Source organism: Streptomyces griseochromogenes, assembly GCF_001542625.1.
Taxonomy (GTDB): domain Bacteria; phylum Actinomycetota; class Actinomycetes; order Streptomycetales; family Streptomycetaceae; genus Streptomyces; species Streptomyces griseochromogenes.
On the sequence record NZ_CP016279.1, the window covers coordinates 5,854,088 to 5,877,829 of the forward strand.

The 23,742-nt window shown below is 69.5% G+C and carries 21 protein-coding genes and 3 pseudogenes; 12 read left to right on the forward strand and 12 right to left on the reverse strand.

Going from position 1 to position 23,742, the window contains the following annotated elements; translation table 11 throughout:
- Positions 1-131 precede the first annotated feature (131 nt).
- Complete coding sequence (locus AVL59_RS25065) at positions 132-752, forward strand: hypothetical protein (protein WP_067308364.1); 621 nt, start codon at positions 132-134, stop codon at positions 750-752.
- Positions 753-1,149: pseudogene (locus AVL59_RS54940) on the forward strand (nucleotidyltransferase); the annotation flags it as partial.
- 9 nt (positions 1,150-1,158) lie between these two features.
- Here the strand turns inward: AVL59_RS54940 and AVL59_RS25075 are convergent.
- Complete coding sequence (locus AVL59_RS25075) at positions 1,159-1,632, reverse strand: hypothetical protein (protein WP_067308370.1); 474 nt, start codon at positions 1,630-1,632, stop codon at positions 1,159-1,161.
- A gap of 384 nt (positions 1,633-2,016) precedes the next feature.
- Here AVL59_RS25075 and AVL59_RS25080 point away from each other — a divergent pair, with 384 nt between their 5' ends.
- A complete protein-coding gene (locus AVL59_RS25080; RefSeq protein WP_099053127.1) occupies positions 2,017-3,243 on the forward strand; it encodes an MFS transporter in 1,227 nt (408 codons plus the stop codon).
- A 129-nt stretch (positions 3,244-3,372) separates the two neighbouring features.
- Here the strand turns inward: AVL59_RS25080 and AVL59_RS25085 are convergent, their stop codons facing one another.
- Positions 3,373-3,885, reverse strand: a complete 513-nt coding sequence (locus AVL59_RS25085; RefSeq protein WP_308281913.1) for a transposase family protein — start codon at positions 3,883-3,885, stop codon at positions 3,373-3,375.
- A gap of 272 nt (positions 3,886-4,157) precedes the next feature.
- Between AVL59_RS25085 and AVL59_RS25090 the strand changes: the two genes are divergently transcribed.
- From AVL59_RS25090 to AVL59_RS25100, 3 genes are all read left to right on the forward strand, one after another.
- On the forward strand, positions 4,158-4,553 hold the full coding sequence (locus AVL59_RS25090) for a nuclear transport factor 2 family protein (RefSeq protein WP_067308375.1): 396 nt from the start codon (positions 4,158-4,160) through the stop codon (positions 4,551-4,553).
- A 306-nt stretch (positions 4,554-4,859) separates the two neighbouring features.
- Entirely contained in the window at positions 4,860-6,071 is a 1,212-nt protein-coding gene (fabV, locus tag AVL59_RS25095) for an enoyl-[acyl-carrier-protein] reductase FabV (protein ID WP_067308378.1), read from the forward strand.
- Positions 6,072-6,317: 246 nt separating this feature from the next.
- The gene (locus AVL59_RS25100; protein ID WP_067308381.1) at positions 6,318-7,055 is read left to right on the forward strand and encodes a phosphotransferase family protein; all 738 of its coding nucleotides are present in this window, start codon (positions 6,318-6,320) and stop codon (positions 7,053-7,055) included.
- A 262-nt stretch (positions 7,056-7,317) separates the two neighbouring features.
- Here the strand turns inward: AVL59_RS25100 and AVL59_RS25105 are convergent, their stop codons facing one another.
- From AVL59_RS25105 to AVL59_RS25115, 3 genes and pseudogenes are all read right to left on the reverse strand, one after another.
- Entirely contained in the window at positions 7,318-7,815 is a 498-nt protein-coding gene (locus AVL59_RS25105) for a DUF1877 family protein (RefSeq protein WP_067308384.1), read from the reverse strand.
- Positions 7,816-7,996: 181 nt separating this feature from the next.
- Positions 7,997-8,343: pseudogene (locus AVL59_RS49350) on the reverse strand (transposase); the annotation flags it as partial.
- 48 nt (positions 8,344-8,391) lie between these two features.
- On the reverse strand, positions 8,392-8,910 hold the full coding sequence (locus tag AVL59_RS25115) for a winged helix-turn-helix transcriptional regulator (RefSeq protein WP_208870446.1): 519 nt from the start codon (positions 8,908-8,910) through the stop codon (positions 8,392-8,394).
- 112 nt (positions 8,911-9,022) lie between these two features.
- Between AVL59_RS25115 and AVL59_RS25120 the strand changes: the two genes are divergently transcribed.
- Together AVL59_RS25120 and AVL59_RS25125 are read left to right on the forward strand one after the other, a co-directional pair.
- Positions 9,023-9,817, forward strand: coding sequence for an SDR family oxidoreductase (locus tag AVL59_RS25120; protein WP_067308393.1), 795 nt, complete (start codon positions 9,023-9,025; stop codon positions 9,815-9,817).
- Positions 9,818-9,841: 24 nt separating this feature from the next.
- Entirely contained in the window at positions 9,842-10,201 is a 360-nt protein-coding gene (locus AVL59_RS25125; protein WP_067308396.1) for a nuclear transport factor 2-like protein, read from the forward strand.
- 395 nt (positions 10,202-10,596) lie between these two features.
- Here the strand turns inward: AVL59_RS25125 and AVL59_RS25130 are convergent, their stop codons facing one another.
- On the reverse strand, positions 10,597-11,493 hold the full coding sequence (locus AVL59_RS25130; protein ID WP_067308399.1) for an AraC family transcriptional regulator: 897 nt from the start codon (positions 11,491-11,493) through the stop codon (positions 10,597-10,599).
- Positions 11,494-11,580: 87 nt separating this feature from the next.
- Here AVL59_RS25130 and AVL59_RS56150 point away from each other — a divergent pair, with 87 nt between their 5' ends.
- The 3 genes and pseudogenes from AVL59_RS56150 to AVL59_RS25145 all read left to right on the forward strand — a co-directional run bounded on the left by AVL59_RS56150 (position 11,581) and on the right by AVL59_RS25145 (position 14,268).
- Positions 11,581-12,234, forward strand: coding sequence for an aldo/keto reductase (locus AVL59_RS56150; RefSeq protein ID WP_079147437.1), 654 nt, complete (start codon positions 11,581-11,583; stop codon positions 12,232-12,234).
- A gap of 34 nt (positions 12,235-12,268) precedes the next feature.
- Positions 12,269-13,115: pseudogene (locus AVL59_RS49360) on the forward strand (aldehyde dehydrogenase family protein); the annotation flags it as partial.
- Positions 13,116-13,506: 391 nt separating this feature from the next.
- Positions 13,507-14,268 carry an SDR family NAD(P)-dependent oxidoreductase gene (locus AVL59_RS25145; RefSeq protein WP_067308408.1) on the forward strand — a complete coding sequence of 254 codons (762 nt, stop codon included), beginning with the start codon at positions 13,507-13,509 and terminating at the stop codon, positions 14,266-14,268.
- Between the two features lie 478 nt (positions 14,269-14,746).
- On the opposite strand, the gene AVL59_RS25150 is transcribed toward AVL59_RS25145, so the two are convergent.
- The gene (locus tag AVL59_RS25150) at positions 14,747-14,971 is read right to left on the reverse strand and encodes a hypothetical protein (RefSeq protein WP_067317736.1); all 225 of its coding nucleotides are present in this window, start codon (positions 14,969-14,971) and stop codon (positions 14,747-14,749) included.
- A 198-nt stretch (positions 14,972-15,169) separates the two neighbouring features.
- On the opposite strand from AVL59_RS25150, the gene AVL59_RS25155 reads away from it, so the two are divergent.
- On the forward strand, positions 15,170-15,514 hold the full coding sequence (locus tag AVL59_RS25155) for a hypothetical protein (RefSeq protein WP_208870447.1): 345 nt from the start codon (positions 15,170-15,172) through the stop codon (positions 15,512-15,514).
- 230 nt (positions 15,515-15,744) lie between these two features.
- Here the strand turns inward: AVL59_RS25155 and AVL59_RS25160 are convergent, their stop codons facing one another.
- The 5 genes from AVL59_RS25160 to AVL59_RS25175 form a co-directional block, all read right to left on the reverse strand.
- Positions 15,745-16,683: a L,D-transpeptidase gene (locus AVL59_RS25160; RefSeq protein WP_067317737.1), complete on the reverse strand. Its 939-nt coding sequence runs from the start codon at positions 16,681-16,683 to the stop codon at positions 15,745-15,747.
- Between the two features lie 808 nt (positions 16,684-17,491).
- Positions 17,492-17,641 (reverse strand): DUF3761 domain-containing protein, encoded by a 150-nt coding sequence (locus tag AVL59_RS56640; protein ID WP_079147439.1) that lies wholly within the window; start codon positions 17,639-17,641, stop codon positions 17,492-17,494.
- Positions 17,642-18,075: 434 nt separating this feature from the next.
- A complete protein-coding gene (locus tag AVL59_RS25165; RefSeq protein WP_099053129.1) occupies positions 18,076-19,569 on the reverse strand; it encodes a lanthionine synthetase C family protein in 1,494 nt (497 codons plus the stop codon).
- Complete coding sequence (locus tag AVL59_RS25170) at positions 19,566-22,910, reverse strand: lantibiotic dehydratase (RefSeq protein WP_237281659.1); 3,345 nt, start codon at positions 22,908-22,910, stop codon at positions 19,566-19,568. Before AVL59_RS25170 ends, AVL59_RS25165 begins: the two co-directional genes overlap by 4 nt.
- A gap of 99 nt (positions 22,911-23,009) precedes the next feature.
- Entirely contained in the window at positions 23,010-23,204 is a 195-nt protein-coding gene (locus AVL59_RS25175; RefSeq protein ID WP_067308420.1) for a hypothetical protein, read from the reverse strand.
- Positions 23,205-23,742: the final 538 nt, after the last annotated feature.

The window sequence follows — 23,742 nt, forward strand, 5'->3', positions numbered from 1 at the left end:
CCCGGACAGGCCGACCCGTGAAAGCGCGAGGCCAGAGCCCTTCCTTCGGATCAGCGCTCGCAGGTCGGCCGAGGCGGCGAGCTGCGATCGTCGTCGTCCGGTCGGCACATGATGCGGTCTAGGGTGATCCGATGGACGTGGGGGCGGTACTGATCGCGATCACTGGCGTTGCGGGGACTCTCGGGGGTGCGCTGCTCACGCAGCGGGGCGCCGACCGGGCTAAGAAGCGCGAAATGGAGATGACCCGAGCCATCCAGGAGGCTCGTGAGAATCGTGAACTCCGGCGGAGCTGCTACACGCAACTGCACAGGGATGCACGGCAGTTCGCCACGGCGCTCAGTCGTCACTTGTACGTCATGCGGGATCGCACGCCCGGAGATGAGGACGTGTCGGCGCTGGAAGGAACCAAGGACGCCTACCGTGACCGTTGGTCCGAGACTCTGATGATCGCCCCCGACGCCGTGATTGTTCCGGCTCACGAACTCAACGAAGCACTGACTCGCGTCTATGGGCAGGTCAAACGCCTGGAGCAGGGAAACCCCCGGCCGGGCGAGTCACTGCAGTCAGCCGCCGAAGCGCAGCATGCGCTCTGGTCTCAGATACGCGTCACGAGAGAGACGATGCGTCGTGATCTGGGCATCACCGCAGACGTCGGCCATGAAGCCGCCCGTCAAACCCCGTTGATCTCATCCAGCAACCCCACGGCCTTGGCCAGGGACTTCCAGGAGTCGCTCGATGGCCCCGACTCCTGACAGCTGCCCCGTTATCGCCCCACGGCCCTCCTCGCGCGAGAGACCAACGGCGACCTCGCCCGCGTGCGTGCTTCCACACTGGCGTGCCGCAGCAGCCGAAGCCACCACGGACGCCGATCGCCGGCCCCTCAGCCGTCTCGTCGGCCGTCGCCTCGTCCGCACAGGATTCACCCTGATCATGTCCCGATGGAACGGCTGGACCAGCGACCTCGGCCAGTCCGCCGAGCTCTTCGGCCGCTACTACCCCGAGCGCGTCGAGCAGATGCGTGTCGCCGCGTCCATCGGCCGTGCACCCTCACCCGACCCGGCAATGCCCGGGATGCTCATCAACGACCTCGGACCCTGGCTCGCAGTGACTCATGGTGACGCAATGTCAGATGCCGTGCCCGAAGCATGAGTCGGCGCGTCACTGCTCATCGAGGGATGCCTGTCGGGCGAGGAACTCTTCGAACGCCGCCTTCTGCTTCGGATCCATGAAGCCTTGGCGGATACTACGGGCCTGCTCTTGAAGCCAGTGCGCCTCGTCGGGGTCCAGGAGCTCGGCAACGACCACGCCTCCGCGAGCGACCGCCGTGCGCGCTCCCGCACGACGACGAAAGAGCGTGAACGCCCCGAATTCCGCTGGGTGGGCGAGTTCCTGCTCTTCCGTTTCAGCCCGGTTCTCGTCCCCAGCGTCACTCGTCGGGTAGGCGGTGGGTGCCCAATGCTCCCAGAGCGCCAGCGTGGCCGCGGGCACCAGCACGGCGCGCTCCGCCTCTTCACGACCCTCCCACAAGAACGTGAGAGTGACGGGCTCGCGGACCGCCTCGGCCAGCCCGAGCACCCTCTCCATCTCATCGTTGATTGGGTAAGCCACCACTACATCGATCTGAATTCCCATGGTGCCTGAGGCTACTGGCCGCTTCCGACATGCCAATCCCACTGCTCCTGCACCTCGTCGACCACGGCGCGAAACCGGTGATGACACCGACTGACGGCCTGTCCGAGGCACTACTGCGACCAGGGCTTCGGCGTAGTCGCAGAGTGTCTGGTTCGTGATGATCTGCCAGCTCAGTGGCCGTCGACTGCCGGTGCACGTAGTTGGCCGTCGGTGCTCATGCGCCGGTCGGCCCCTGGCCAGCGCCGATGGTGTAGCGCTGAGTCAGCAGATCTGCGACATCACCATTGCCTTGTGAGGGTGATGTCGCTGAACTGCCAGCCTTCCTCGTGCGGAGCCTGCTGCACTGATCACGAAATGACAGACCCTTCACAGGACGGGGAACCCATGGCCTCAACGAACACCGCGACCACGCACCACACTGGCGGAGCCGGGCTACCGACCCGATCTCCATTGATCGGGTGGTTGGCCGTGGTTTCGGTGATGCTGGGAATCTTCTCGATCGTCACAACCGAGATCCTGCCGATCGGCCTGCTAACCAAGATCGGCCCCAGCTTCGCCATCTCTGACGGCATGGCTGGGCTCATGATGACCATGCCCGGGTTCCTCGCGGCCATCTCCGCACCGGTGGTCACCGTGGCGACAGCACGTATCGACCGCCGGCTGATGCTGTGCGTGTTCATGCTCCTGCTGGCCGTGGCAAACTTCCTGGCCGCCGCGGCACCCGGTTACTGGCTTGTCCTGGTCTCCCGCGTCGTCATCGGTATTGTCATCGGTGGCTTCTGGTCGATCGGCGCCGGATTGGCCGAGCGCCTGGTGCCGACCGAGGCGGTCGGCCGTGCCACGGCAGTGATCTTCTCTGCGGCACCGCTCGGTTCCGTCCTCGGTGTACCAGCTGGCACGTTCATCGGAGACCTGGCCGGCTGGCGCACCGCTTTTGTCGTGCTGGGTGCCCTCACGGTCGGTGTACTGATCATGCTCGTGCTGGTTGTACCGTCGCTGCCGCCCAATCGGACGACCCGCCTGAATGTGCTGCGTGGCATGCTCAAGACCGTCAACACGCGTTTCGCGTTGCTGCTGACCTTCCTCATCGTGTTGGCACACTTCGGGACCTACACCTACGTCACGCCGTTCCTGGAGCAGGTCACCGATGCCAACTCGCAACTGATCACAGTCTTCCTGCTGGTCTACGGTGCTGCGGGAATCGTCGGCAACTTCCTGGGCGGGGCGGTGGTCGCACGCTATCCCCGAGTCACCTTCGGTCTCGCGGCCGCCATGATCGCGGCCGCCACCCTGCTGCTGCCGATCCTGGGACGCTGGCAGGTCGGCGTCGTGGCCCTGCTCATTATCTGGGGTACTGCCTATGGTGCCGTTCCCGTCTCCTCCCAGACGTGGTTCGCCAAGGCGACGCCAAATACACCCGAGGCAGCATCAGTGCTCTTCACCGCCTCCTTCCAGGCGACCATCTCACTTGGCGCGCTGATCGGCGGCGTCATAGTGGACCGGACCTCCCCATCTACGGTCATGACGCTCGGCGGGCTCACCGCCACGCTCATGGTGCTGGCCGCCTGGGCCCACTTCGCTCGCCGCCTCACCTGGCTGAGCAACACGTGAACTCCGCAGGACCCAGATCCGACGGCTTGTGAGCCCCTCGAACTCGCGAGTTCCAAAGCCCCAAGTCGCGTTCCTGTCCGGCCATCCGGCCCAGGGCATCGGCAGAGTTGCTCGATGTCCGGTTCGCGATTATGTCAGTCCGAGGAGAGTGAGCGGTCGGCGGACGTTGCGGGCGTTGTGCCGAAGGGCGGAAGCGATGCTGGTTTTGCCGGCCAGACGGAGGGCGCCGATGGCTGGGTTGCGCCCGGTCGCCTTGGCGGCGCCGCGCAGGCTCTTGCCGTCGACGGCCAGCGCACGTAGTTGGCCGTCGGTGCTTGTGCGCCGGTCGGCCAGCCAGCGGCCCACCGCCTGGTCCAGTGCGTCGCCATCGATGCGGCCCAGCAGACGCCGCACCGTTGTTTCCGCAGGCAGAGACCGTTTCGGGAACAGCGGAACGGGTCGTACGCCGAGGCGTTCCAGGACCGAGGAGGAGGTGTCGGCGATCCACTCGCCGACCGCGAGCACAGAGCTCACTCCGGCCAGTACCGTGCACGCGGTCAGCGCGAGCACAACCACCAGAGCGTGCCGCACGCCTCGCGGGTCTCGTGGATCGGGCACACTACGCCGAAGCCCTGATACTGCGACGGCGAGCAACCGCTCCACACCATGTGGGCCAAAGCCCGTTCTCTCCTACGCAGCCAAGCCCGGACGGCTCGAGCAGTGCTGGTCCCACCTCGCCGGCGCAGGTGGACGGTTGTGACTGAGCGCCGTGGTTGGTTCTGGCCGCGGCTCCGTGAATCCACAAGTCAGAGTGCTTCTTGGCCGCGTCCAGCGGTGCGGGGTAGCGAGAGCACCAGGCTGTCGGCGCGTGCTGCCCTGGCGAACCTCGTAGGGTCGATGGGGAATTGACGACAGATGGTGAAGAACGGGAGACCATGTCCACGAACAACGCCGACGCCACGGACGCAGAACGCTTCCTCGCCGCGTTCCAAGCACGAGACTGGGAGGGGCTGCGCGGCTTGCTGGCCGACGACATCACCTGGACCATGCCGGGGAGCGGCACCATCTCGGGCACCATCCATGGCACGGACGCGGTCGTACGCCGAGCCCAGCACATCGCGGGCCAGGGACTGCACACCGAGTTGCTGCACGTGCTCGTCGGGGCACACGGCGCCGCCCTCTCGCTCCGCAACACGGCGATCGCCCCCGACGGACGCCGACTCGACGAACACCTGGCAACCGTACTGACCACCCGACACGGCCGTATCACCGCGATCGACAGCTACCTGTCGGACGTGGACGGCATGAGCGCCTTCTTCACCGCGCCCTGAGCTCGTCAGCGCCGTCGACAGCGGCTGCTGGATCACCAGAAGGACACCACGCGGTTCACGGAACCGCGGCCAGAATTCCGTGAGTTGGACCGTGAGCGTGGTAGTCGGCCGCCCCGCTGAGCCTTCTTGTCGACCCAAGGCGCCGAGCCGAACGTGCCGGAGGTGGTGGAACGTTCCAAGATCGCGACGACATTGTTGTGCCGGACCAGACCTGTGCCTGCGCCTGCGGCCTTGAAGACTTGCAGGACACGACAGACCTCTGCGGTCGTCGTGTCCTACTCCGGCCAGCCAAAGGATCGTTCTCTCGTGAACCAGCGCGTGATCTCGCCCCGAAACCGTGGCTTCCTCTTCCTCGACTCTCACCCGGCGGGTTGCCGCGAGCTGGTGAACGGCATGTGGCGGGACATACCGGCTGCCGAAGCAGAGCCCACGGGCGACGGGCCGGTTGCCGTGGTCATCGGATCGTCGGCCGGGTACGGCCTGGCCGCCACGCTGGCCGGGCTCAAGCGCGCCGGCATTCGCGGTATCGGTGTCTGCTTCGAAAAGGCGCACAGCGCGCGACGCACCGCCACTGCCGGCTGGTACCGCACCGCAGCCACCCGGGACCTTGCCCACGCCGCAAGCCGGGACATGGTCTTCCTCAACGGGGACGCCTTCTCCGATGCGATCAAAGACCAGGTCGCCGACCTGCTCCAGGAGCGATTCCAAGGACGCCTGGACTACCTCATCTACTCGGTCGCAGCCCCCCGGCGCACCGATCCCGACACCGGCGCCACCTACGCCTCGGCCATCAAGCCCATCGGCACGGCGCACCGCACCAAGACGCTCGTCTTCGACGCGGACGGCAATCCCGACGTCCGCGAAGTCGAGACGGAACCTGCCCTGGGGGACGACATCGAACAGACCGTGGCAGTGATGGGCGGCATCGACTGGGAACGCTGGATCGATCACCTCGCAGAACGGGGCCTGCTCGCCGAGGGGTTCACCACCGCAGCCCTCTCCTACATCGGCTCACCACTGACCGCCCCGATCTACCGCGAGGGCACCATCGGAGCGGCCAAGGCCCACCTGGAAGCCACGGCTCGCGCTCTCGACGCACGGCTGGCGCAGCTCGTCAGTGGACGTGCCGTGACCTCGGTCAACGGCGCCGCCGTCACCCAGTCCTCCACCGCTGTCCCCGGCATCGCCCTCTACACCGGACTGCTGCGCGGCGTGCTCGGCGACAGCCTCATTCCGCCGACGGTCCAGCTGGCCGATCTGTGGGACCAGCTCACCGGCACCACTGCGCTGATACTCGACAGCGAGGGCCGTGTGCGCCTTGACCGCTGGGAGCTCGCCGAGGAAGTGCAGCAGGCTGTCGCCGAACGCTGGGACAGAGCGACCACCGACACCATCGGCGACCTTGCCGATCTCGACTGGTTCCGAGGTGAGGTACAGCGCTTGTACGGCTTTGCCGTGCCCGGTATCGACTACACCGCCCCGATCGAGATCGACACTCCGTGGCCCCACACAGCCTGACCACGCACTTGGCCGGTCGGGCCAACTGGAGGGATCTGACCGCGCTTCCGTGACGGCTACGACGAGAGCATCGTGGCCAGTACCTCATCGAGCCGGCCCTGAGGACTCCTGACAAAAGTGATGGGCTTGACCTGGCCAGCGGTCGGTGTCGTGCACGAGGCCGCTGGGTAGCGGGACGCGGTCAGCCGCGCGATCGCACGCGATAAACCCGGCGACGTCGACGGTCGTCCCGGGATACTGGTCGCCATGGATGAGGTCAAAGTCGTCGTCGCCCATTCCGAGCGCGCGACCTTGCGCGTCGGCGACGTGTTCCTGAAGGTGGACGCCGATCAGGCGCGCATCGACGTCGAGGTCGAGGCGATGGCCCTGGCGCCGGTCCCGACCCCGGAGGTCCTGTGGCGCAAGCCGCCGGTGCTCGCGATCGCCGCGGTCCCGGGGACGGCGCTCGGCCGCCTCGGCGAGCCGTCGACCGCGTCGCCGGCGGCGTGGGCCTCGGCAGGTGCCGCCATCCGGAAGTTGCACGACGCGCCGTTGCCGCCCTGGACCGGCCGGGGCCTCGACGAGTTGGCGGCGGATCTCGACGGCGAGTGCGAGCGGCTCGTGACGAACGGCGTCCTGCCGGCCGATCTGGTCACCCGCAACCGCCAGGTCGCCGAGGCCGCGCTCCGGCCGTGGACTCCGGTGTTCACACACGGCGACCTGCAGATCGCTCACGTGTTCGTCGACGGCGACGAGATCACTGGCATCATCGACTGGTCCGAGGCGGGCCAGGGTGATGCCCTGTTCGACCTCGCCATCTTGACGCTCGGACACGAGGAGCACCTCGGCGACGTCGTCGCCGGCTACGGCACCGACGTCGACCTCGACGTAATCCGCGCGTGGTGGTCATTGCGAAGCCTGCTGGCGGTTCGCTGGCTGGTCGAGCACGGCTTCGACCCGTCCGCGCCAGGCTGTGAGGTCGACGTGCTGAGATCCCGGCTGTGAGGCCGCGCGGACCCGACCGCGACGAGTGCGTTCTGACCCATCGAGCAGGCCTTTCCTCAACTGTCCCGTACTCCAGCCGCCCGCTCCGGCCGCGCCCGGTCGGGCGACAGGGCGATGCATCGGCTCCCACGAGGTGCGCTGCGAACTGCAGCGCCAGCGTTTCCTGCCGACGCGAAGGACCTGATCGTCTGGGACGTGAACGTCGACTCCACGGTCTGCCGGGCCCATCAACGAACGGCTGCAGCCGGCAGGTGACGACGTCTCAAGCCCACACCGCTTTGACCACGCCGTGGCCTGCTGCAGCGGCCCGCCCGTAGAACCCTTGAAGGTCCCTGTGATGGTCGAGGAACTCCTGCCTGGCCTGCGCCTCCTCCTGGTCCCAGCCGACGAGCTTGGCACTGGCGACGTTCCACAGCTCGTCGAAAGAGACACTCGCGAGGAAATCTGCGGCCTGTGACACCCCAAGCGGCTCCAGGATCATCAGGGGCGGGCGGGAGAGGTCGGCGTCTGTGCTGTGTGCCACGGGGCGGCCACCGTAAATCGGCAGCGTCCAGGGCTTGTCAGCATGTGCAACGAGGACTTCGGCTGCGGCGTAGAGGTCATTGACGGAGCTCCAGACCTTGTCGATCGAGTCGGCGATGCCCGCTGCGTACTCGTCGGGGTGGTTCTCCCAAGCCTTCCACATGAACGCCGCAAGCCAGGTGTGGTCGTCCCGGATCTCGGATTCCGCGACGGCACGCAGGTGCAGGTGGATGCTCACGGCGACGAGTCCTCCAGTTCGGCGGCCCGCCTGTCAGGCCGAACGGACAGAACCTACTCGACGGCACTGACGGCGAGGCGTCCCGTCTCCTAGCGCGGGATCCCAGGCGCTGCCCAGACGCACTCCGGCACCCGAGCGCCGTGTGTCGTCGTGGGCCGCGCTCGAGCGCCCTGACATGGGTGCTGTCGATCACTGCTCGCGACATGTCCAGCCGACCGGCGGCCCGCAGCTCGGCAAGCAGCACCTCGTGCAGCCGCTGCCAGACCCGGCGTTGTTCCAGTCCCGCGGCCTGCGCCAGCAGGTCATTCCCGAGCCTGATCCCAGCTCGGCAGGCAGCCACTCCCAGCGGATCCCGGTGTGGAGGACGAACAGGATCCCGCACAGGACCCTGCGCTTGTCCGGGTGCTTGCGGCCCGGGTGCCGAGGGTGACGGCGTCGAACCGGCAGCAGCGGCTCGGTCTTGGCCCAGAACTCCTCGCCGACGAGCCACGGTTGAGCATTCGGCTTCCTCACACCCCAGCAACGGATCCGTCCGCTCCGAGGGCACGGCTCGCCATCTGTTGGCGAGAGGGGACGTCAGGCGGTGATTGCACCATCAGGCGTGGCCGGCGTGGTTTGGGTGTAGCGGGTGCGCATGGCGTGGCTGGCGGCGGGGCCGGCGGTGAACACGTAGGCGTGGCTGTCATCGAGACGTCGGCCGGTCTTGGCGTCGACGACCACGGGTTCGACTTCTTCGCCGCTGCCGGCGTCGATGAGGATCATGCTGCGCTGCTCTGGGTCGAGGCGGGAGTTGCCCCATGCAGCGAGCGTGATGACCACCGGGCGTAGGGAGCGGCCCAGGTCGGTCAGGACGTACTCGTGGCGGACCGGATTGGTCTGGTATGGGCGGCGCTCCAGCAGGCCGTCGGCGACGAGGGTCTTGAGGCGTGCGGTGAGCATGCTGGTGGAGATGCCGAGGTTCTCCTGGAACTGGTCGAAGCGGGTGTAGCCGTCGAAGGCGTCGTGGAGGATCAGCAGCGTCCACCATTCGCCGACGTGCTGCACCGTCGTGGACAGCGGGCATTCGAGGTCTTCTGCCCTGATGCGGCTTGCCAAGGTTGACCACCCCTAGAGAGTTACTGCTAAAGTCGAAGTCACTAGCTTCTATTTTAGCAGTAATGATGAGTGGGGTACTCCGGCCCTGCCCGCTCCGCGAACGGAACTCGCCATGACCACCCCCGCCGACGAAATCAACGAATCCCTGAAGGGCCGGCGCGCCCTGGTCACCGGCGGCACGAAAGGGGTCGGCGCCGCCGTCGCCCGACGTCTGGCCCAGGCCGGCGCCACCGTGCTGGTGACCGCGCGCAGCCGACCGGACGACGTCGCACCTTCGGACATGATCACCGCCGACCTGGCCACCCCCGAGGGGGCCGCCACCGTGGTCGAGGAAGCCCTGCGCCGCCTCGGCGGCGTCGACATCCTGATCAACAACCTGGGCGGCTCGGAAGCGCCCTCGGGCGGATACGAGGCCCTCGACGAGGACGACTGGGTCAGGGAGCTGAACGTCAACCTCCTTGCCGCCGTCCGTCTGGACCGCGGCCTACTGCCCGGCATGATCGAAGCCGGCCGCGGCGTCATCATCCACGTCTCCTCGATCCAGCGCCGCATGCCCCTGTGGAACGGCACCCTCGCCTACGCCGCCGCCAAAGCCGCGCTGACCACCTACAGCAAGGGCCTGGCCAACGAAGTCGCACCGCACGGCGTCCGCGTCAACACTGTCGCCCCCGGCTTCGTCCAGACCACCGCCGCCGACCACCTCGTCGCCCGCATCGCCGAGAGCGCCGGCACCACCCACGAAGCGGCGCTGCAACAGCTCATGGATTCCCTCGGCGGCATCCCCCTGGGCCGCCCCAACCGCCCTGAAGAAGTCGCCGAACTCGTCGCCTTCCTCGTCTCCGACCGCGCCTCCGCCATCGTCGGCGCCGAGCACGTCATCGACGGCGGCACCATCCCCACCGTGTGAACTCCACCACCGTCAGGAACCGCCATGCACACCGACCAGCCCCAGGACATCACCCTCGCCGACCTGCCGGAGGTGATCACCCGCTATCTGGACGCCCACCGCGCCCATGACACCGCCACCGCACTCAGCGCCTTCCGTCCTGACGCCGGCGTGACCGACGAGGGCAAGACCCACCGGGGAGCCCCAGCGATCGAGACCTGGCTGACCCGTTCCGCCGGCGAGTACACATACACGATCGAACTTACCGGCGTACAGAAGGTCGACGTGGACCACTACGTCGCCACACATCACCTCGAGGGCAACTTCCCGGGCGGGGTAGTGGATCTGCGCTACCGCTTCACCCTCAGCGGCGGCCTGATCGAGAACCTCGTCATCGAACCCTGACCTGCACCCGCGCATGCCCCAGTCGGCAGCACAGCACTCGCCACTCAGTTCCGTAGGAACGGCACGTGCCACAACGCCTCACCATTCTGTCGGCAGCTCTTGGTCGATCACCACCCGCACGGTGCATGGGAGCGGCGACACATGCCTGGTTCTGGGACACGGTGGGCGGGACGGTAAGCCTTTGACTCAAGTACAAGTGGCCAAGGACAGGCGGTTTCTGACTCGTCGTGGCCATCAGGGAAACGCGGTCACCCCCCGGGTTGTGACCGTACTCCCGTGATGGCTGCGGCCAATGCCTTGTCGGGCCGCAATACGTCCAACCGTCGTCTGGCGGACGCATGTTGCGGCCTTGGCTGTCTCCGCCCTGTGCCCACGCGGCGTCTGACCACAAGGTTCTATGCCCGCTGGGTTGGGGCAGTGGGGGTGTGGGTGAGTCGAGCGCGTAGGCGTGCCGCGTCCTGGCCGGGCGGGAGGCCGTAGGTGCTGCGGTACTCACGGTTGAACTGGGTCGCGCTTGCGTATCCGACCGCCTGCGCGATCTGGGCCGCGCTGGCGTCGCCGGCGACCAGGAGCCGCCGTGCCTCCTGCAGCCGTAGGTGTTTCTGGTACTTGAGCGGGCTCATTCCGGTGGTCGCTTTGAAGTGCCGGTGAAGGCTGGCGGGACTCATACGTGCCACGGCGGCGATCTCGTCGATGCTGAGCGGCTCGGTGTAGCGGGCGCATATCCATCGGGTCACCTCGCGCATCCGGGTCGTGGTCGAGTCGGCCAGCGACCACTCGCGCAGGATGGGGGCGAGTGAGCTACGGAGCAGCCGGTAGAGGATCTCGCTCTCGATCCGGGCGGCGAGGGGGCGGATGTCGTCGGGGGTGTCGAGGAGCTGGACATAGCGGGTGACCGCGTCGACCAGTTCCGGTGTCATGGGCGCGGTGACCTGTCCTGCGACTGCCGGCGGGGTGGCCGGGCCCGTCTCGTGCAGCTCGACGAGCAGCTCGGTGAGCGCCTGGCTGTCGAGTCGTACGACGGCGGAGCGGTAGGGCACCTTCTCCAGTTCGACGGTGACGGGCAGGTCGATGGTGGTGAACAGCATCTCGCCGGCGTGTGCGACGTGGCGGAGCTCGCCCGCGGTGGTGCGTTTGGTGCCGTCGGCGACGAAGCAGATCATCGGGTCATACAGCTGGTCGGTGGGCTCGATGGGCTGGTCGACCGCAACCAGGGTGAGGCGGGGGACCGCGGTGGCCGAGCCCACTCCCCCGAAGTGCCGGTCGATGGCCGCGGCCAGTCGGTCCAACACGAGGCCCTCCTTGCTTGAGAGGATCAGGCAATTCTATGCGATCCGTGCCCCATGACCTCCGGGTGTCGTGTCCCTAGCGTCGAGGACATGGCACAGAGCACCACGCACCTCGCCCAGCACACCCTCGGCGGCCAGGGCTTCAAGGCCGAGGAAATCGGTCTGGGCACGATGGGCATGACGATCGCCCACGGGGCTCCGGGCGAGCAGAGCGGCATCGCCACCATCCGCCGAGCCTACGAACTCGGCGTCACGCTCTTGGACACGGCCGAGCTGTACGGCTTGGGCACCGGTAGCAATGAGCAGCTCCTCGGCCGTGCTGGGAAGGGCTTGCGTGACGACATCCTGCTCGCGACCAAGTTCGGCTACGAGCTGTCCGCTCCCGCCAGGATCGGGGGAGCCGTCGTGGGCAGCCGTCCCGAACGCATCCGTGAAGTCACCGAGAGTAATTTGCGCTGCCTGGGCGCCGACCACATCGACAATTGGGCATCGGCTTCATGCCTTCTCCCCGCTGGGCCCCGGCCTGACCGAGTACCTTGCCGCCGCGCAGGTCACCCTCACGCCCGAGGGCTTCGCCCGCATTCAGCAGATCCTGCCGCACGGGGCGAACGCCTCCCGCCAACCCGCGCCGGTCATGCCGACGTGGCGGTAATCAACAACGCGTGGCTGCCGGGTACCGCTCTCCCTTCCCCGGGATGCCGGCCGGCTTTCCCTCTCGTCCGAACGGGACGCACCTGTGGCTGACACCAAGGCAGCATTCACCCTCTACGACACCTTCACCGCCGCCGAAGCCGACGCCATGGAGATCGACACCACGATCGTCGAGATCGACGACTACCTGGAGCACCTGGAGGAGTGGACCGCCCCGCAGCCCGCCCCGGTGACGGCGCCCGGCTTTCCCGGCGGCAGCGCCCACACCGAGCCCGCCAACTACGCCGCCCACACCTCGGCACTGCTGGCCGAACTGCTGCCCGCCTATCTCGACACCGACGCCACCGCGGTCGTAGAGGGAGGCTCGCCGGAGATCACCGTGCTGCTGCAGCAGCACTTCGACCACATCTTCTACACCGGCAACAGCACGGTCGGCCGCATCGTGATGACCGCCGCCGCCAAGAACCTCACCCCCGTCGTCCTTGAGCTCGGCGGCAAGTCACCGGTGTTCGTGGACCGGGACGCCGACCTCGCCATGGTCGCGCGGCGCCTGGCGCGGACCAAGTTCGCCAACGCCGGACAGAGGCGGGCAGACCGACCGCGAAGACAAGTACATCGCCCCGACCGTGCCGGCCGATGTCCGGCCCGACGAACCCGTGATGCGAGAGGAGATCTTCGGGCCCACCCTTTCGATCCTGACCGTGGCGGACCTGGACGAGGCGATCGCGTTCGTCAACGAGCGCGACAAGCCGCTCGCCCTGTACGCCTTCACCGACACCGACAGCACCAAGCGCCGGCTCACCGCGGAGACCTCCTCGGGCGGCCTCGACTTCGGCCTGCCGATGCACCACCTCGCCGTGCCGCCCCTCCCCTTCGACGACGTCGGCGAAAGCGGCATGGGCAACTACCACGGCCGCTACTCCATCGGGACGTTCAGCCACCGCAAGGCCGTCCTCGACGTCCCGCTGAGCTGAACGGGTGTCGGTCCATTGCGAGACCACGGCGTTTCCCCTGGTCATGCGATTGAGAGTGCCTGTAGACAATCCACATGAACCCGGACGGACCGGGCTCTGTCACTGCGAAAGCACGCCAGACAGAAGCGCTACGTGTCGGCACCGTGGGCTTGGCCAACACTGCCACCGACTTGGGCTTTCCCCGGAAACTCACACGCTCACGCCCGTCGCTGTCGTGGACGGCCTCGCCTCCCGCAAACAGTCACACGGACTGGGAGGGAACGGATGCCTTAACCCACACGGCCCCCACCAATAGGGCCGTCGCCCTACCCCCTACGGCCCCGATCAGGAGCGCCGTCGCCCTACCCCGTACGGCCCGCAGCAGCGAGGCCGTTCATCGAAAGGCTTGCACATGACTCGTCGTCTTGAAGGAACCGTCGCCCTGGTCACCGGAGCATCCAGCGGCATCGGCCACGCCACCGCTCTGGAGCTTGCCCGCCAGGGCGCGTCCGTGGCCCTGGCCGGCCGACGCGAGGACCGGCTCACCGACCTCGCCGGGGAAATCACCACCGCCGGTGGTCAGGCCCTGGTCGTGCCCGCCGACATCACCGATGCCCAGGCCGCCGCGGAGGCGGTCGAGCGGACCGTCGAGGGTCTGGGGCGCCTGGACACGCTGGTCAACAACGCCGGCCTCATGCTGCTCGGGCCCGCCCCCGGCGCGGACCTCAACGACTGGCGCCGCATGATCGACATCAACCTCATGGGCCTGATGTACACCACCCACGCGGCCGTCCCCCACCTGGTCAAGGCAGCCGCCGAAGCACCGCGTCAGGTCGCCGACATCGTCAACATCGGCTCCCTCGCGGGCCGGGGCGCCTTCGCCATGTCCGCCGTGTACTGCGCCACCAAGTTCGGCGTCGGCGCTTTCAGCGAGTCGCTACGCCAGGAACTGGCGCGCCAGCACGTCCGCGTGTCCGTCGTCGAGCCGGGCAGCGTCGACACCGAACTGCGCACTCACAACCCCGCTGCTGTCCAGCAGTACATCGCCTCCGCTCTGGGCGACATCGAGCGGCTGCAGGGCGAGGACATCGCCGACACCGTCGGCTACATCGTCACCCGCCCCCGGCACGTGGCCGTCGCCGAGCTGCTCGTACGCCCCACCGAGCAGGTCTGAACACCGAGTCTGCGGTCATCTGCGAGACAAGCGAGGAATCTACATCGGCTGGGCTCCCCTTGGCCTGCCCAGCCGACCGGCGGAATTCCACTCCTTCGGCGCCCTGGAACTCATCCTCGCGTTCGTCATCGTCTGGGCGCACTCCACCGCCCTCGGATCCAGACGCGTACCAGCGGCTGTTTCCTGAGAATTGGAGCCCGGTCGGCCTCGGCCGACCGGGCTCCGGCCAGTTTTGGGCCGCCCCTTGAGCGCACGGAAGTGGAGCGTGTCGATCACCGCCCGGGACATGTCCAGCCGGTCCGCGGCTCGGAGCTCGGTCGGCAGCAGCTCATGCTCAAGCGCTCTGTCACAGCAGCGGCCGCTTTGACCTGGGGTGACCAGGTCGCGTGAGATGTGGGGGCGCCGAAGCCCGGATGCCCGGGCATCCGACGCGCGCCGCGCGACCGACTGTATGGAAGCCCAGGACATTGAGGGCCGGCTACACCTCACCGGTGGCGAACAGTTCGAGGTGCCCGCACTTGGGACAGCGGAACGCCTCTATCTGCCGCCGGGGTCGGCCCATCCGCTTGGCGCCCCCGAAAATGCCGCGCTCCAACGCGCCCTCGATCCAGCGCGCGTACCCGCGTGAGTGCTCGCCGGCGTCCTCGATGAAACCCTCCATCAGGCCGACGGTGCCGCAATGGGTGCACGTGTAGTTGTTCATCCTGTGAGTGTAGGAAACCGACCCGGACGGCCGCGTCGTCATTCACGGGACAGCATCGGTCGGCCGGTGACCGCCGGACGGCTGGACTGGTCCTCGGGGGCAGCGCAGCCACCCACGACGGCGATCCGTTCGAAGACCGCGTGGGCGGGGTCAGTCCCTTTGGCGTACCACGGATGGCAGCATCAGAGGATGTCCGTCATGAGCAAGCTGCAGATCAAGCCCGGTCAGAGTGTCGCAGTACTGGGCAAGCCGAACGACGTCCAGCTGGAGATCGAGGCAGTGGGTGACGCGGCCTCGGCCGATGCCGTGCTCGCTTTCGTGACCGCCTCCGGTGACCTTCTCGGGACGGATGCGCTGGCGGCGCTCGCCGCCGCGCGGCGCGATGCCCTCGCCTGGGTCGCCTACCCGAAGGGCGGGAAACTGGGAACGGATCTGAATCGCGACACCCTGGCCGCCGCACTGTCCGAGCAGGGAGTGCGGCCCGTGCGGCAGATCGCCATCGACGACACCTGGTCGGCGCTCCGATTCCGGCCCGGCAACTGACCTCCGGCGGCACGGCACAAGACGGCGATTGCGATGCCGTCACTGCCACGGCCGGGCGCCTGGGACTGCCGCCATGGAGCACCGAGCAGTCAGCGTGGACGCGGAAGGGGGCCGTCACCACTCGTCCAGGGCAGTGACGGCCCCGTCGCGGGCCATACCGTTACCGCGCGGCAACGGCCGTCCCTTCCCGTTGGGGAAGCGTGGAACCGGCTCGTGCTCGCGGCAGCCTGTCACAGCGTCGCGGTCGTTCCCTCCCCCGACGCGCTGCCTGCGAGCCACTGGTCCCATCCCAGGTTGAAGTCGGCGTAACCGTTGTCGGCCGGTGCCTTGGCACGGGACGAGCCGGTGATGGTGACGGGGTCGCCCTGCTTGACCTGGTTGTAGAACCACTCGGCGTCCGACTTGGACAGGTGGACGCAGCCGTGCGAGCCGCGGGCGCTGCCGCTGCCCGGATTGGGGTCGCCGGTCGAGTAGTGCACGTAGGTACCGGTCTGGGTCAGGTGGACGTCCCAGGGCAGCGTCAGATCGTAGTAGTTGGGGCTGCCCTTGTCGCAGCTGATACCGACGCTGCAGGAGGTCATGTGGACCTTCTCCTCCTTGTCGATGACAGCCATCGTGCCGTTCCACGTCGGAAACTGGGGACTGCCCGCATTGATCGACAGGGTGCGCAGCGTCTTGCCGTTCCGGGTCACCTTCATGGTGTGGCCGGTCACCGAGACATCCGCGCGCACGTCGTCGCCGATCGTGAAGGAGTGCGTGTAGCTGCGCACGCCGTAGCGTCCGTTGCCGTTGCTGAGGCCCTTCAAGTCAGCGTCGATCTTCACCTTCGTACCGGAGGGCCAGTACGTCTTGGGCCGCCAGTCGGCGCGCTTGTCGCCCATCCAGTGCCAGGCGCCGGCCACCGACTGCGAGGCGCTCACCTTCAGGTGCTTCTCGACCGTGGCCCGTGCCTTTGCCGCCACGGGGTTCGTGAAGACCACCGAGATCGGCATGGCCACGCCGACCGTGGTTCCCGTCTGCGGGGTGATCGTCTCCAGCAGCATCGGCGGGCCCGCGGGCTTCGTCGGCGTGGGCGAGGCACTCGCACCCGGCTTTCCCGACGCCTTCGCGTCGTTCCCGCTCGCCTTGTCACTGCCGCCTCCGCCACAGGCACTCACGCCCATCAGCATCGCGGCCGTGCCGAGTGCGATCCCTATGCCGCCCTTGCGCCGTCTCACGCTCTGCCTCGCTCTCTCGCTCTTCGGCCCCGACGGGCCCGATGCTCTGTCAGACAGTGACCGCATGGTCCGCAGTTGCATGCGATGGGTAAAGCGTGCCTCAAGACTTGGTGCGCAACGCCGGTTCAGGGGTGATGAGGGGCGCGGCATCACACCCTCCCGCCATCAGGACGCGTCAGAGCGCAAGAGATCGGGCCGCGCCGCTCGGGAGCCAGTTCACCTCAGACGCGCGCGGGCACGCCGGAGAGCGAGGTCGGCCTTCTCGCCGCAGGCGATGCGGGCGCCGGCCTCGATGAGCCTCTCGGCGGCGAAGTGTCCATGGGCAGTCGGGCTCGGGGATCGCCGATCGGGCGATGTGGGTCGCGTTGACACAGTCCGCCGGGGAGTTCGTACGGGAACCGGGCGCCGAGGGCGGGGTCCGGGCCCACTCGCGGCCGCCGACCTGCTCGATCGTGCAGACGGCCGCGCGGGCCGGGCCACTGCGAACTTCTCCGCTTGCTTGGTCCGGGCTCAAGGGGGCGTCATCACCTGTTGTGCTCCTTCGGCGGGGCGGCCGGGGGTGACGGTTGCATCACCCGCAGGCGCGGCGAAGTCTGCTGGAATGCAGTCGAGTCGACTGTGGCGCGCCTGTGACGGACGGGGCCGCAAGCGATCGGGGACGGCAAGGCCGGTCATCACGTCCCTTTCGAAGCCCGGTGATTCCCGAGCCCCGCCCGACCCGTCAATGCCGCCGACCGGGCAGTTCGTTGCGCTTACAGGCCTACCTGTAGAAGACGGCCACGCCCCCGTGGTACGAGCAGGCGCCCTGATGGTGCGCGGCGTACGAGTAGGTGCCGTCGTTGCAGAGGGCGGTGGCAACGTTCCCGCGCTTGAACCACCCGAGGAGCTTGAGCCGCCGCCCCCGGACGATCCGCCCGACGAACCCCCACTGCTTCCCGGATCCGCGGCGGCCGCGTGCGCGGTGACGGTCACCCTCACCTTGACCGTCCTCGTCACCGTCGGCGCGGGATCTGGTGTCGCGGTCTTCGTGGCCGTGACCGTCGTGGTGACCGTGGCCGTCGGCCGCACCTTGTCAGCCGTCGGCTTCACGTCGGTCCCCTTGCCCTGGCCGCCGGCGCCTACGCCGAGGAAGAAGGCGAAACCGATCGCGGGCAGTACCTACCTCTTCCGCGCCCGCCTCGGGGCCCTGGGCGCTGACGGCTGCGGCGGCCGCGAACAGGACTTGCTCGCGCGAGCCCGTTCCCCAGCCGTCAAGCCGCCGACCGTTGTCGGCCCCGCCGTCCCGGTCCGCACGGTGTGTGGTGCCCTGCGGGTGAGCCGCCCCTCGCGGGGGCGGGAGGCCTGTCAGGACACCAGCAGCACGGCGTCCCACAGGGCCGGTGCGCCGGGCCGGTGGAGGGTGAGTGCCACTCCGGCGGCGCCTTCCAGGAAGGTCGGGGTGTCCTGGGGGTCGGGGGGCGCGGTGGTGGGGTAGCCGAAGGCGGTGGCTGGGTCGAAGCGGGCGCGCAGGCGGTCGGTGAGCGCGTCGGCGTGCCGGGCCAGCTCCGCGTCCGCGAGGTCGAAGGCGACGACACGGGTGAGATGGGCCAGACCGGCCACACCGTGGCACAGCCCCGGATCGGTCATCTCCGCGAGCGCGCCGGGACGGCGGTGCACCGCACGCAGGGCATCCGCCGCGGTACTCACCCACTCCCCCTCGCCCAGCGCCGCACCGGCCAGTTGTACGGCCCGTGCGACGCCCGGGGTGCCGTAGCACCAGCTCGGGCGGTGCGGGGGCGGCGCGGACGGGCCTCCGGTGAGTTCGGCCGCAGCCGGGTACACGCTCGGCCAGTAGGGGCCGGTGCCGTCGGTCCGCACCCGGTCGGTCAGCCAGTCGACGATACGCCGGATGGCGGTGTCCTGGTCCGGCACCCGGATGCCCTTGGCCCAGCACAGGGAGAGCAGGGCGAGCGGGCCCGCGACGCCGTGCGCCAGGCCGAGGTCGATCAGGTCGCCGTCCGCCTCCCGACCGGGCCAGGCAGTCACCGTCCAGCCGGGCAGTGTGCGGCCGTTGCGGCGGATCGGCTCGGTGAGGGCGATGAGGTAGCGCAGCACCGCGCGAACCGGTTCCGGATCCACGGGGTCGGTCAGGAAGTAGCGGGCCAGGCCGGTCGCGCCGTTCACCACGTCGAACCGATCGCGTGGCACCGGCTCGGTGCGGTGGGCCAGCCGTACACGCTCCAGGTCGAGCAGGCGTGCGAGCCGGTCACGCAGGAAGGCGTCGAGCTGCGTGCGTACGGTGGCGTAGTCGCCGGGGGCTCGGACGGCCGCCTTGAGGGCGAACGCCAGTCCGGCCAGGCCGTCGTGGAGTCCGTGCCGTTCGGAGCCGGGCGCGCTGCCGATGGTCCGCGCGGCGGCGGCCAGCCGGGCGTGGGCGGCCGGCCGGAGCGCGGGATCCGCCCGGCTCAGCTCGACGAGGAGCAGGGCGGTGCCCGCCGTTCCCCCGGCCAGCCCGATGGGCGTACCGGCGGGTGCACTCCACGCGCCCGCCCGCGCGGCGATCTCCGCGACGACGGCTTCGGCGGTGGGAGCGGGGGGCGGGTTGCCGGTGCCGGCCCGGGTCGGCAGTGCCCGGCCGCCATGGCCCGGGGGTAGCTCGCCTCCCTGCGCCGGCCCCACCCCGTCGCCCGACCCTGAGGGCACCCTGCCGTCCTGACCCGATGGCACCCCGCCGCCCCGGCCGGATCGCGGTCCACCGTCCTGGCCCAGCAGCAACCCGCCCTCCTGACCGCCCTGGCGGGTCCGCGGTCCGCTCCCCTGCCCCGCCCGTGCCCCGCCCGCGCTCCTGGGTGTGTTCATCGCTGCCTCCTCACGTCGCCCCGCTCCGCCTCCGCCACCGCCCGGGCCAGGGCGAGGGAGCGGCGTTCGGCGGTGCGCTGAATTCCGGCGAGCCGGTTGTGGTGCATGTGCAGCAGGGACGCCAGCACGGTGCGTTGGGACGCCGCGGGGAAGGCGCCGAGGGCCCGGGCCCGGTCCGCGCGGGCGGCCGGGGCGAGCGCGGTGTCGTCGGCGAGCAGGCCGAGCACCTCCGACCTGTGCGTGTGCGCGTACGGCTGGTGCTGCTCGTCGCGGGGTATGCGCAGGAACCACTCGGGCCACTGCTCGCCGTGGACCTGCCGGACGAGGTCCACGTAGTGGGCGGCGGCGAGAACGGGCGGCGGGGCGGTGACGGCACCGGACGCGAGCGGGCCCAGCTGTTCGAGCACGGTCAGGCTGTCGTGGTGGAAGAAGCGCTCGGCCGCGTCCAGGGAGCCGGGGCCGCCGTAGCGCACGGTCTCGGGTTCGTACCGGTCCACGACCAGGCGTCCTGCCAGCCGCTGCTCATAGAGATCGTCGGCCCAGTCCAGGATCACGGGCGCGAGCCGCGACCACAGCAGGCCGGGGTCGCCGTGGAAACGGAGTCGCAGGTGAGGCTCGGGGGCGGCGTAGCGGATGAAGAACCAGCGTCCACCGCCGTCGGGCAGGGCCGCGAGCAGCCGCGGCAGATGCTCGACCAGCACCTCGTCCTGCCGCGCCGGGACGGTGTGCAGTTTGCCGTAGAACCAGGCGCGGTGCCGACGGCCGTCCTCCTGCCCGGACCGGAGCAGCACCGGGGCGCCTGTGGCCGGGAGCGGCGTGGGGCCGGCGACCGGAGAGGGCGAGGTTGCACCGGGCAAGGGCGGCGTCGGGGCATCGGCGGACCCGGTCGCCGGCAGAGTGCCGGTGGTGGACGCGAGGACGGATCGGGCGTCGCCGAACTCGGCCGGTCTTACCGTGTCGGCGGACTCGGCCGGCCGTACGGCGTCGGCGGACGCGGTCGGCCGTACGGCGTCGAGGGACGCGGCCGGCCGCACCGTGTCGAGGGACGCGGCCGGCCGCACCGTGTCGGAGGACGCGGGCTCGGGCGCGAGCGGCCGGGCGGGGAAGACGGGCAGCACGAGTTCGCCGCGGTATGCGTCGCCGCGGGTATCGCGCAGCCAGTTCTCCCCGGGGCCGCACTCCTCAGGGGTCTCGTACGCCACCGGGTCGGCACCACCGGCCAGTTCGCGCCGCAACAGCGCCCGGTGCAGCGGAGCCTCCAGATCGAGCACCACCCGCCGGTCCAAGACCCCGACGCTGACCTGACGCGGCACCTTCCAGCGGGCGCGCCACGCGTCCAGCGCCCGACCCCACTCCTCGTCGCCGGTCCGGGCGTCGGTGAGCGCGGGGTCGGACAGCTTCCAGTGCGCGGCGGCCAGGACCGTGCGGCCGTAGCGGACCCGGGGCAGGTGGGGGGCGGTGCTGCCGAGGGCGCCCCAGGACCACGCGGCCCACAGGGGACGGCCCATCGCCGGGAGTTCCCGCAGCAGCCGTACGGCGGCCGGGGCGAGGACGAAGTTCAGTACGGTCGCGGACTGCGGTACCAGTTCCCGGCCGGTGGCCACGTCGACGGCATAGAGCCGTTCGTCGTCGGCGGCCAGGGCGATGTCCCTCGCGTTGCGTACGGGAGCGCCCGCTGAGATCCCCGGGGATGTACCCCCAACGGCTTCCAGGCACGCACCGGGTGCGGTGTCCGGAAAGCAGCCGATCGCCAGGCGTCCGGCCCAATACGACGGCACTCTGGCGACGTTGGCGGCTCCGCCGGTCAGCGGCTGGAAGTCGAGGTGCACCGGTTCGGCTCCTGGACGGGCCGCCGACGCCGCCCCTTCGCGGGCGAGCCGGGCGATGAGTTCGCCGTCGTCGAGGAGGTAGGCGAACCGGCCGAGCAGCGCGCCCGGCGCGGTCGATCCGGTGGTCTGCGAGACCACGAGTCCGAACTCGTCTTGGGCGACGGCCTCCCGGGACTCGGCGGTCAGCTGGACGCACAGCTCCGCCGCGTTCGGGGCGGGCTGCGGCACCGTGCGGGACAGCCGGTCCAGCGTCGCCTCGTCCAGGACGATCTCCCGCTGCCCGTCGGCGAGCGCGGTCAGCGCCAGCTCGGCCAGCACCCGGTCGCGGGCCGGGTCGGCACCGGTGGCGCCGCCCTGGGTGCCGCGTTCGCCGGGACGGTCGTAGCCCGCCGGGGTGCCCAGGCCGGTGTGCGGGTCGAGCACGTCCAGCAGCGCGACCGCTCGGCCGATGCCGTACCGCTCCACGAACGCCGTGTGATACTCGGTCAGATGCGGCACGGGGTCGTCCTTGGGCGCCGTACGCCAGAGCGCGGCCGCGGCGCGCTCCGCCTCCCGCAGCACCGCCGCCGGCAGCGTGACCTCGGTATCCATCCGCAGGTCGACCTGCAGCGGACGGTCGTGTCGGTGCAGCGCCCGCAACCAGTCCGCAGCCGTGTGCCAGCGGGCGGCACCCGCGCCGACGGGTTCGGCGGCCAACCCGTCGAGGAGCTTGGCCACCCGGGCAAGCGTGTCGGCCTTCTCCCACTCGGCAACGGACACCAGGACGTCGTGGACGTGGCGCAACGGGTCGGTGCGTGTGAGCGGCGGGCGCAGCTCGGTCAGCAGGAAACCCTGCCGTACGAGGTCCGCGATGAGCCGCTCCACGACCGCCGAGCCTGCCGTCGGGTACGCCTCGGCCAGCAGCGCGGCCAGTTCACCGGCCGGAAGGGGACGGCGGGCCCGCTCCAGCACGAGCCGTACCGGCCCGGTGAGCCGTACGGAGACCTCCTCGGTGCGGGATGCGGACGCGTCACTCTCGTCGGGGGCCGGGGACACCGGAAGCACCCAGCGCGAGCCGCGCCTGAACCCCAGGTCGTGGGCGACCACGCGCAGCTTGCGCAACAGCGCCGGCTCGCTCTCCCAGGGCCGGACCAGCCCGAGCAGCCAGCCACTGTCCGGGCGTACCGCGGCGCGGTGGGCATCCCCCACGCGGATGCGGCAGCCGTCCGCGAAGGAGACCGGGGCGATGCCCGCCAGCAGCCCGAAGGGGGTGGGGCGGGCAGCGGCGCGCAGGACGTAACGCGTCACGCCCAGCACCAGTTTGCGCACGGCCGCGGGCTTCATCGGTGCGCCGTCCAGCAGGCCACGCAGGGCGCGGTCGAGCGAGGGGCTGGAGATCGCCAGGGCCTCGCGGATCCGCTCGTCGGCGGTCAGCGCGGCGAGGTAGCGCTCGGCGTCGGCTCGGTCGCGCGGGTCGATACCGGTGCCGGAGCGGGCGACGGCGCCGACCGCGGTGTGCGGCAGCAGCGGCATGCGGAGCATGCCGCTGCCGGCCGCACGAAACGCGCGGTCAGCCCCGGACGAGAGCACGGCTGCCCGTTCGGTGCGTCATACGGACCGTCGTCCCGGTCATCAACAGAACGACGAGGGACAGGCCCACGTCGCGCAGAAGCACGAGCTGGTGGCGGGGCCATGGGGCATCGAGACCGTCTTCGCCTGAAGGGCCCCGTCACCGTCCGCCAGGTCGCGCAGCTCGGTGCGGACGTCAAGATCGAAGTCGGAGGCAAGGGCCTCCGCGTCCGGACGCGTCGTCACGTCTACCGGCATGTTCACTCCTTCGTGGGGGGTGATTACGGGCAGGCAACGTAACGCAGTTCGACGGTGTTCAACTGTGACGGCCGGGCGGACGGTGCGCGGCGCCAACGGGATCCCGCCGGCGCAACAGCGGCCGGTCCAGCGTCAAGGTCCCGCGGGCGGCGCCGAGTCCGGCGGGTAACCTCGAATGACACCGCCGACTCCCCATGACCGTGACCGAATCCGAACTCGTCCACTCCAGATCGACTAACGGTGGAGTCTGCGCGAACTGAGAGCCGCACGCGGCATGTTCACCGTCGTCAAGTTCATGCCACACCTGGCCGAACGCTGCATCACACTGCCCTCCTCGTCCTCCTCCCGGAGGCACCGGTCCGGTCTCCGGCACCCCCGCTACGGCGGTCCCTGCCGGTGCTGACCACCACCTGCGACATCCTCGATCGCATACCTACCGACCTGATCGCCGCCCCAGCCCAGTGCGACTGCTTCGCCTGCCCGTACGGGAGCGCGGCGGTCCGTCCGGAGCGTGTGCGCGTGATCTCAGGCCAGTGCG

What these genes read in the sequence shown, in the direction of transcription:
- AVL59_RS25090 (WP_067308375.1), top strand. Translation starts at nt 4,158, where the DNA reads ATGTCCACGAACAACGCCGACGCCACGGACGCAGAACGCTTCCTCGCC.
- AVL59_RS25125 (WP_067308396.1), top strand. Translation starts at nt 9,842, where the DNA reads ATGCACACCGACCAGCCCCAGGACATCACCCTCGCCGACCTGCCGGAG.
- AVL59_RS25100 (WP_067308381.1), top strand. Translation starts at nt 6,318, where the DNA reads ATGGATGAGGTCAAAGTCGTCGTCGCCCATTCCGAGCGCGCGACCTTG.
- AVL59_RS25120 (WP_067308393.1), top strand. Translation starts at nt 9,023, where the DNA reads ATGACCACCCCCGCCGACGAAATCAACGAATCCCTGAAGGGCCGGCGC.
- AVL59_RS56150 (WP_079147437.1), top strand. Translation starts at nt 11,581, where the DNA reads ATGGCACAGAGCACCACGCACCTCGCCCAGCACACCCTCGGCGGCCAG.
- AVL59_RS25165 (WP_099053129.1), bottom strand. Translation starts at nt 19,569, where the DNA reads ATGAACACACCCAGGAGCGCGGGCGGGGCACGGGCGGGGCAGGGGAGC.
- AVL59_RS25065 (WP_067308364.1), top strand. Translation starts at nt 132, where the DNA reads ATGGACGTGGGGGCGGTACTGATCGCGATCACTGGCGTTGCGGGGACT.
- AVL59_RS25080 (WP_099053127.1), top strand. Translation starts at nt 2,017, where the DNA reads ATGGCCTCAACGAACACCGCGACCACGCACCACACTGGCGGAGCCGGG.
- AVL59_RS25170 (WP_237281659.1), bottom strand. Translation starts at nt 22,910, where the DNA reads ATGCCGCTGCTGCCGCACACCGCGGTCGGCGCCGTCGCCCGCTCCGGC.
- AVL59_RS25150 (WP_067317736.1), bottom strand. Translation starts at nt 14,971, where the DNA reads ATGAACAACTACACGTGCACCCATTGCGGCACCGTCGGCCTGATGGAG.
- AVL59_RS25075 (WP_067308370.1), bottom strand. Translation starts at nt 1,632, where the DNA reads ATGGGAATTCAGATCGATGTAGTGGTGGCTTACCCAATCAACGATGAG.
- AVL59_RS25160 (WP_067317737.1), bottom strand. Translation starts at nt 16,683, where the DNA reads ATGCTGATGGGCGTGAGTGCCTGTGGCGGAGGCGGCAGTGACAAGGCG.
- AVL59_RS25155 (WP_208870447.1), top strand. Translation starts at nt 15,170, where the DNA reads ATGAGCAAGCTGCAGATCAAGCCCGGTCAGAGTGTCGCAGTACTGGGC.
- AVL59_RS25145 (WP_067308408.1), top strand. Translation starts at nt 13,507, where the DNA reads ATGACTCGTCGTCTTGAAGGAACCGTCGCCCTGGTCACCGGAGCATCC.
- AVL59_RS25175 (WP_067308420.1), bottom strand. Translation starts at nt 23,204, where the DNA reads ATGCCGGTAGACGTGACGACGCGTCCGGACGCGGAGGCCCTTGCCTCC.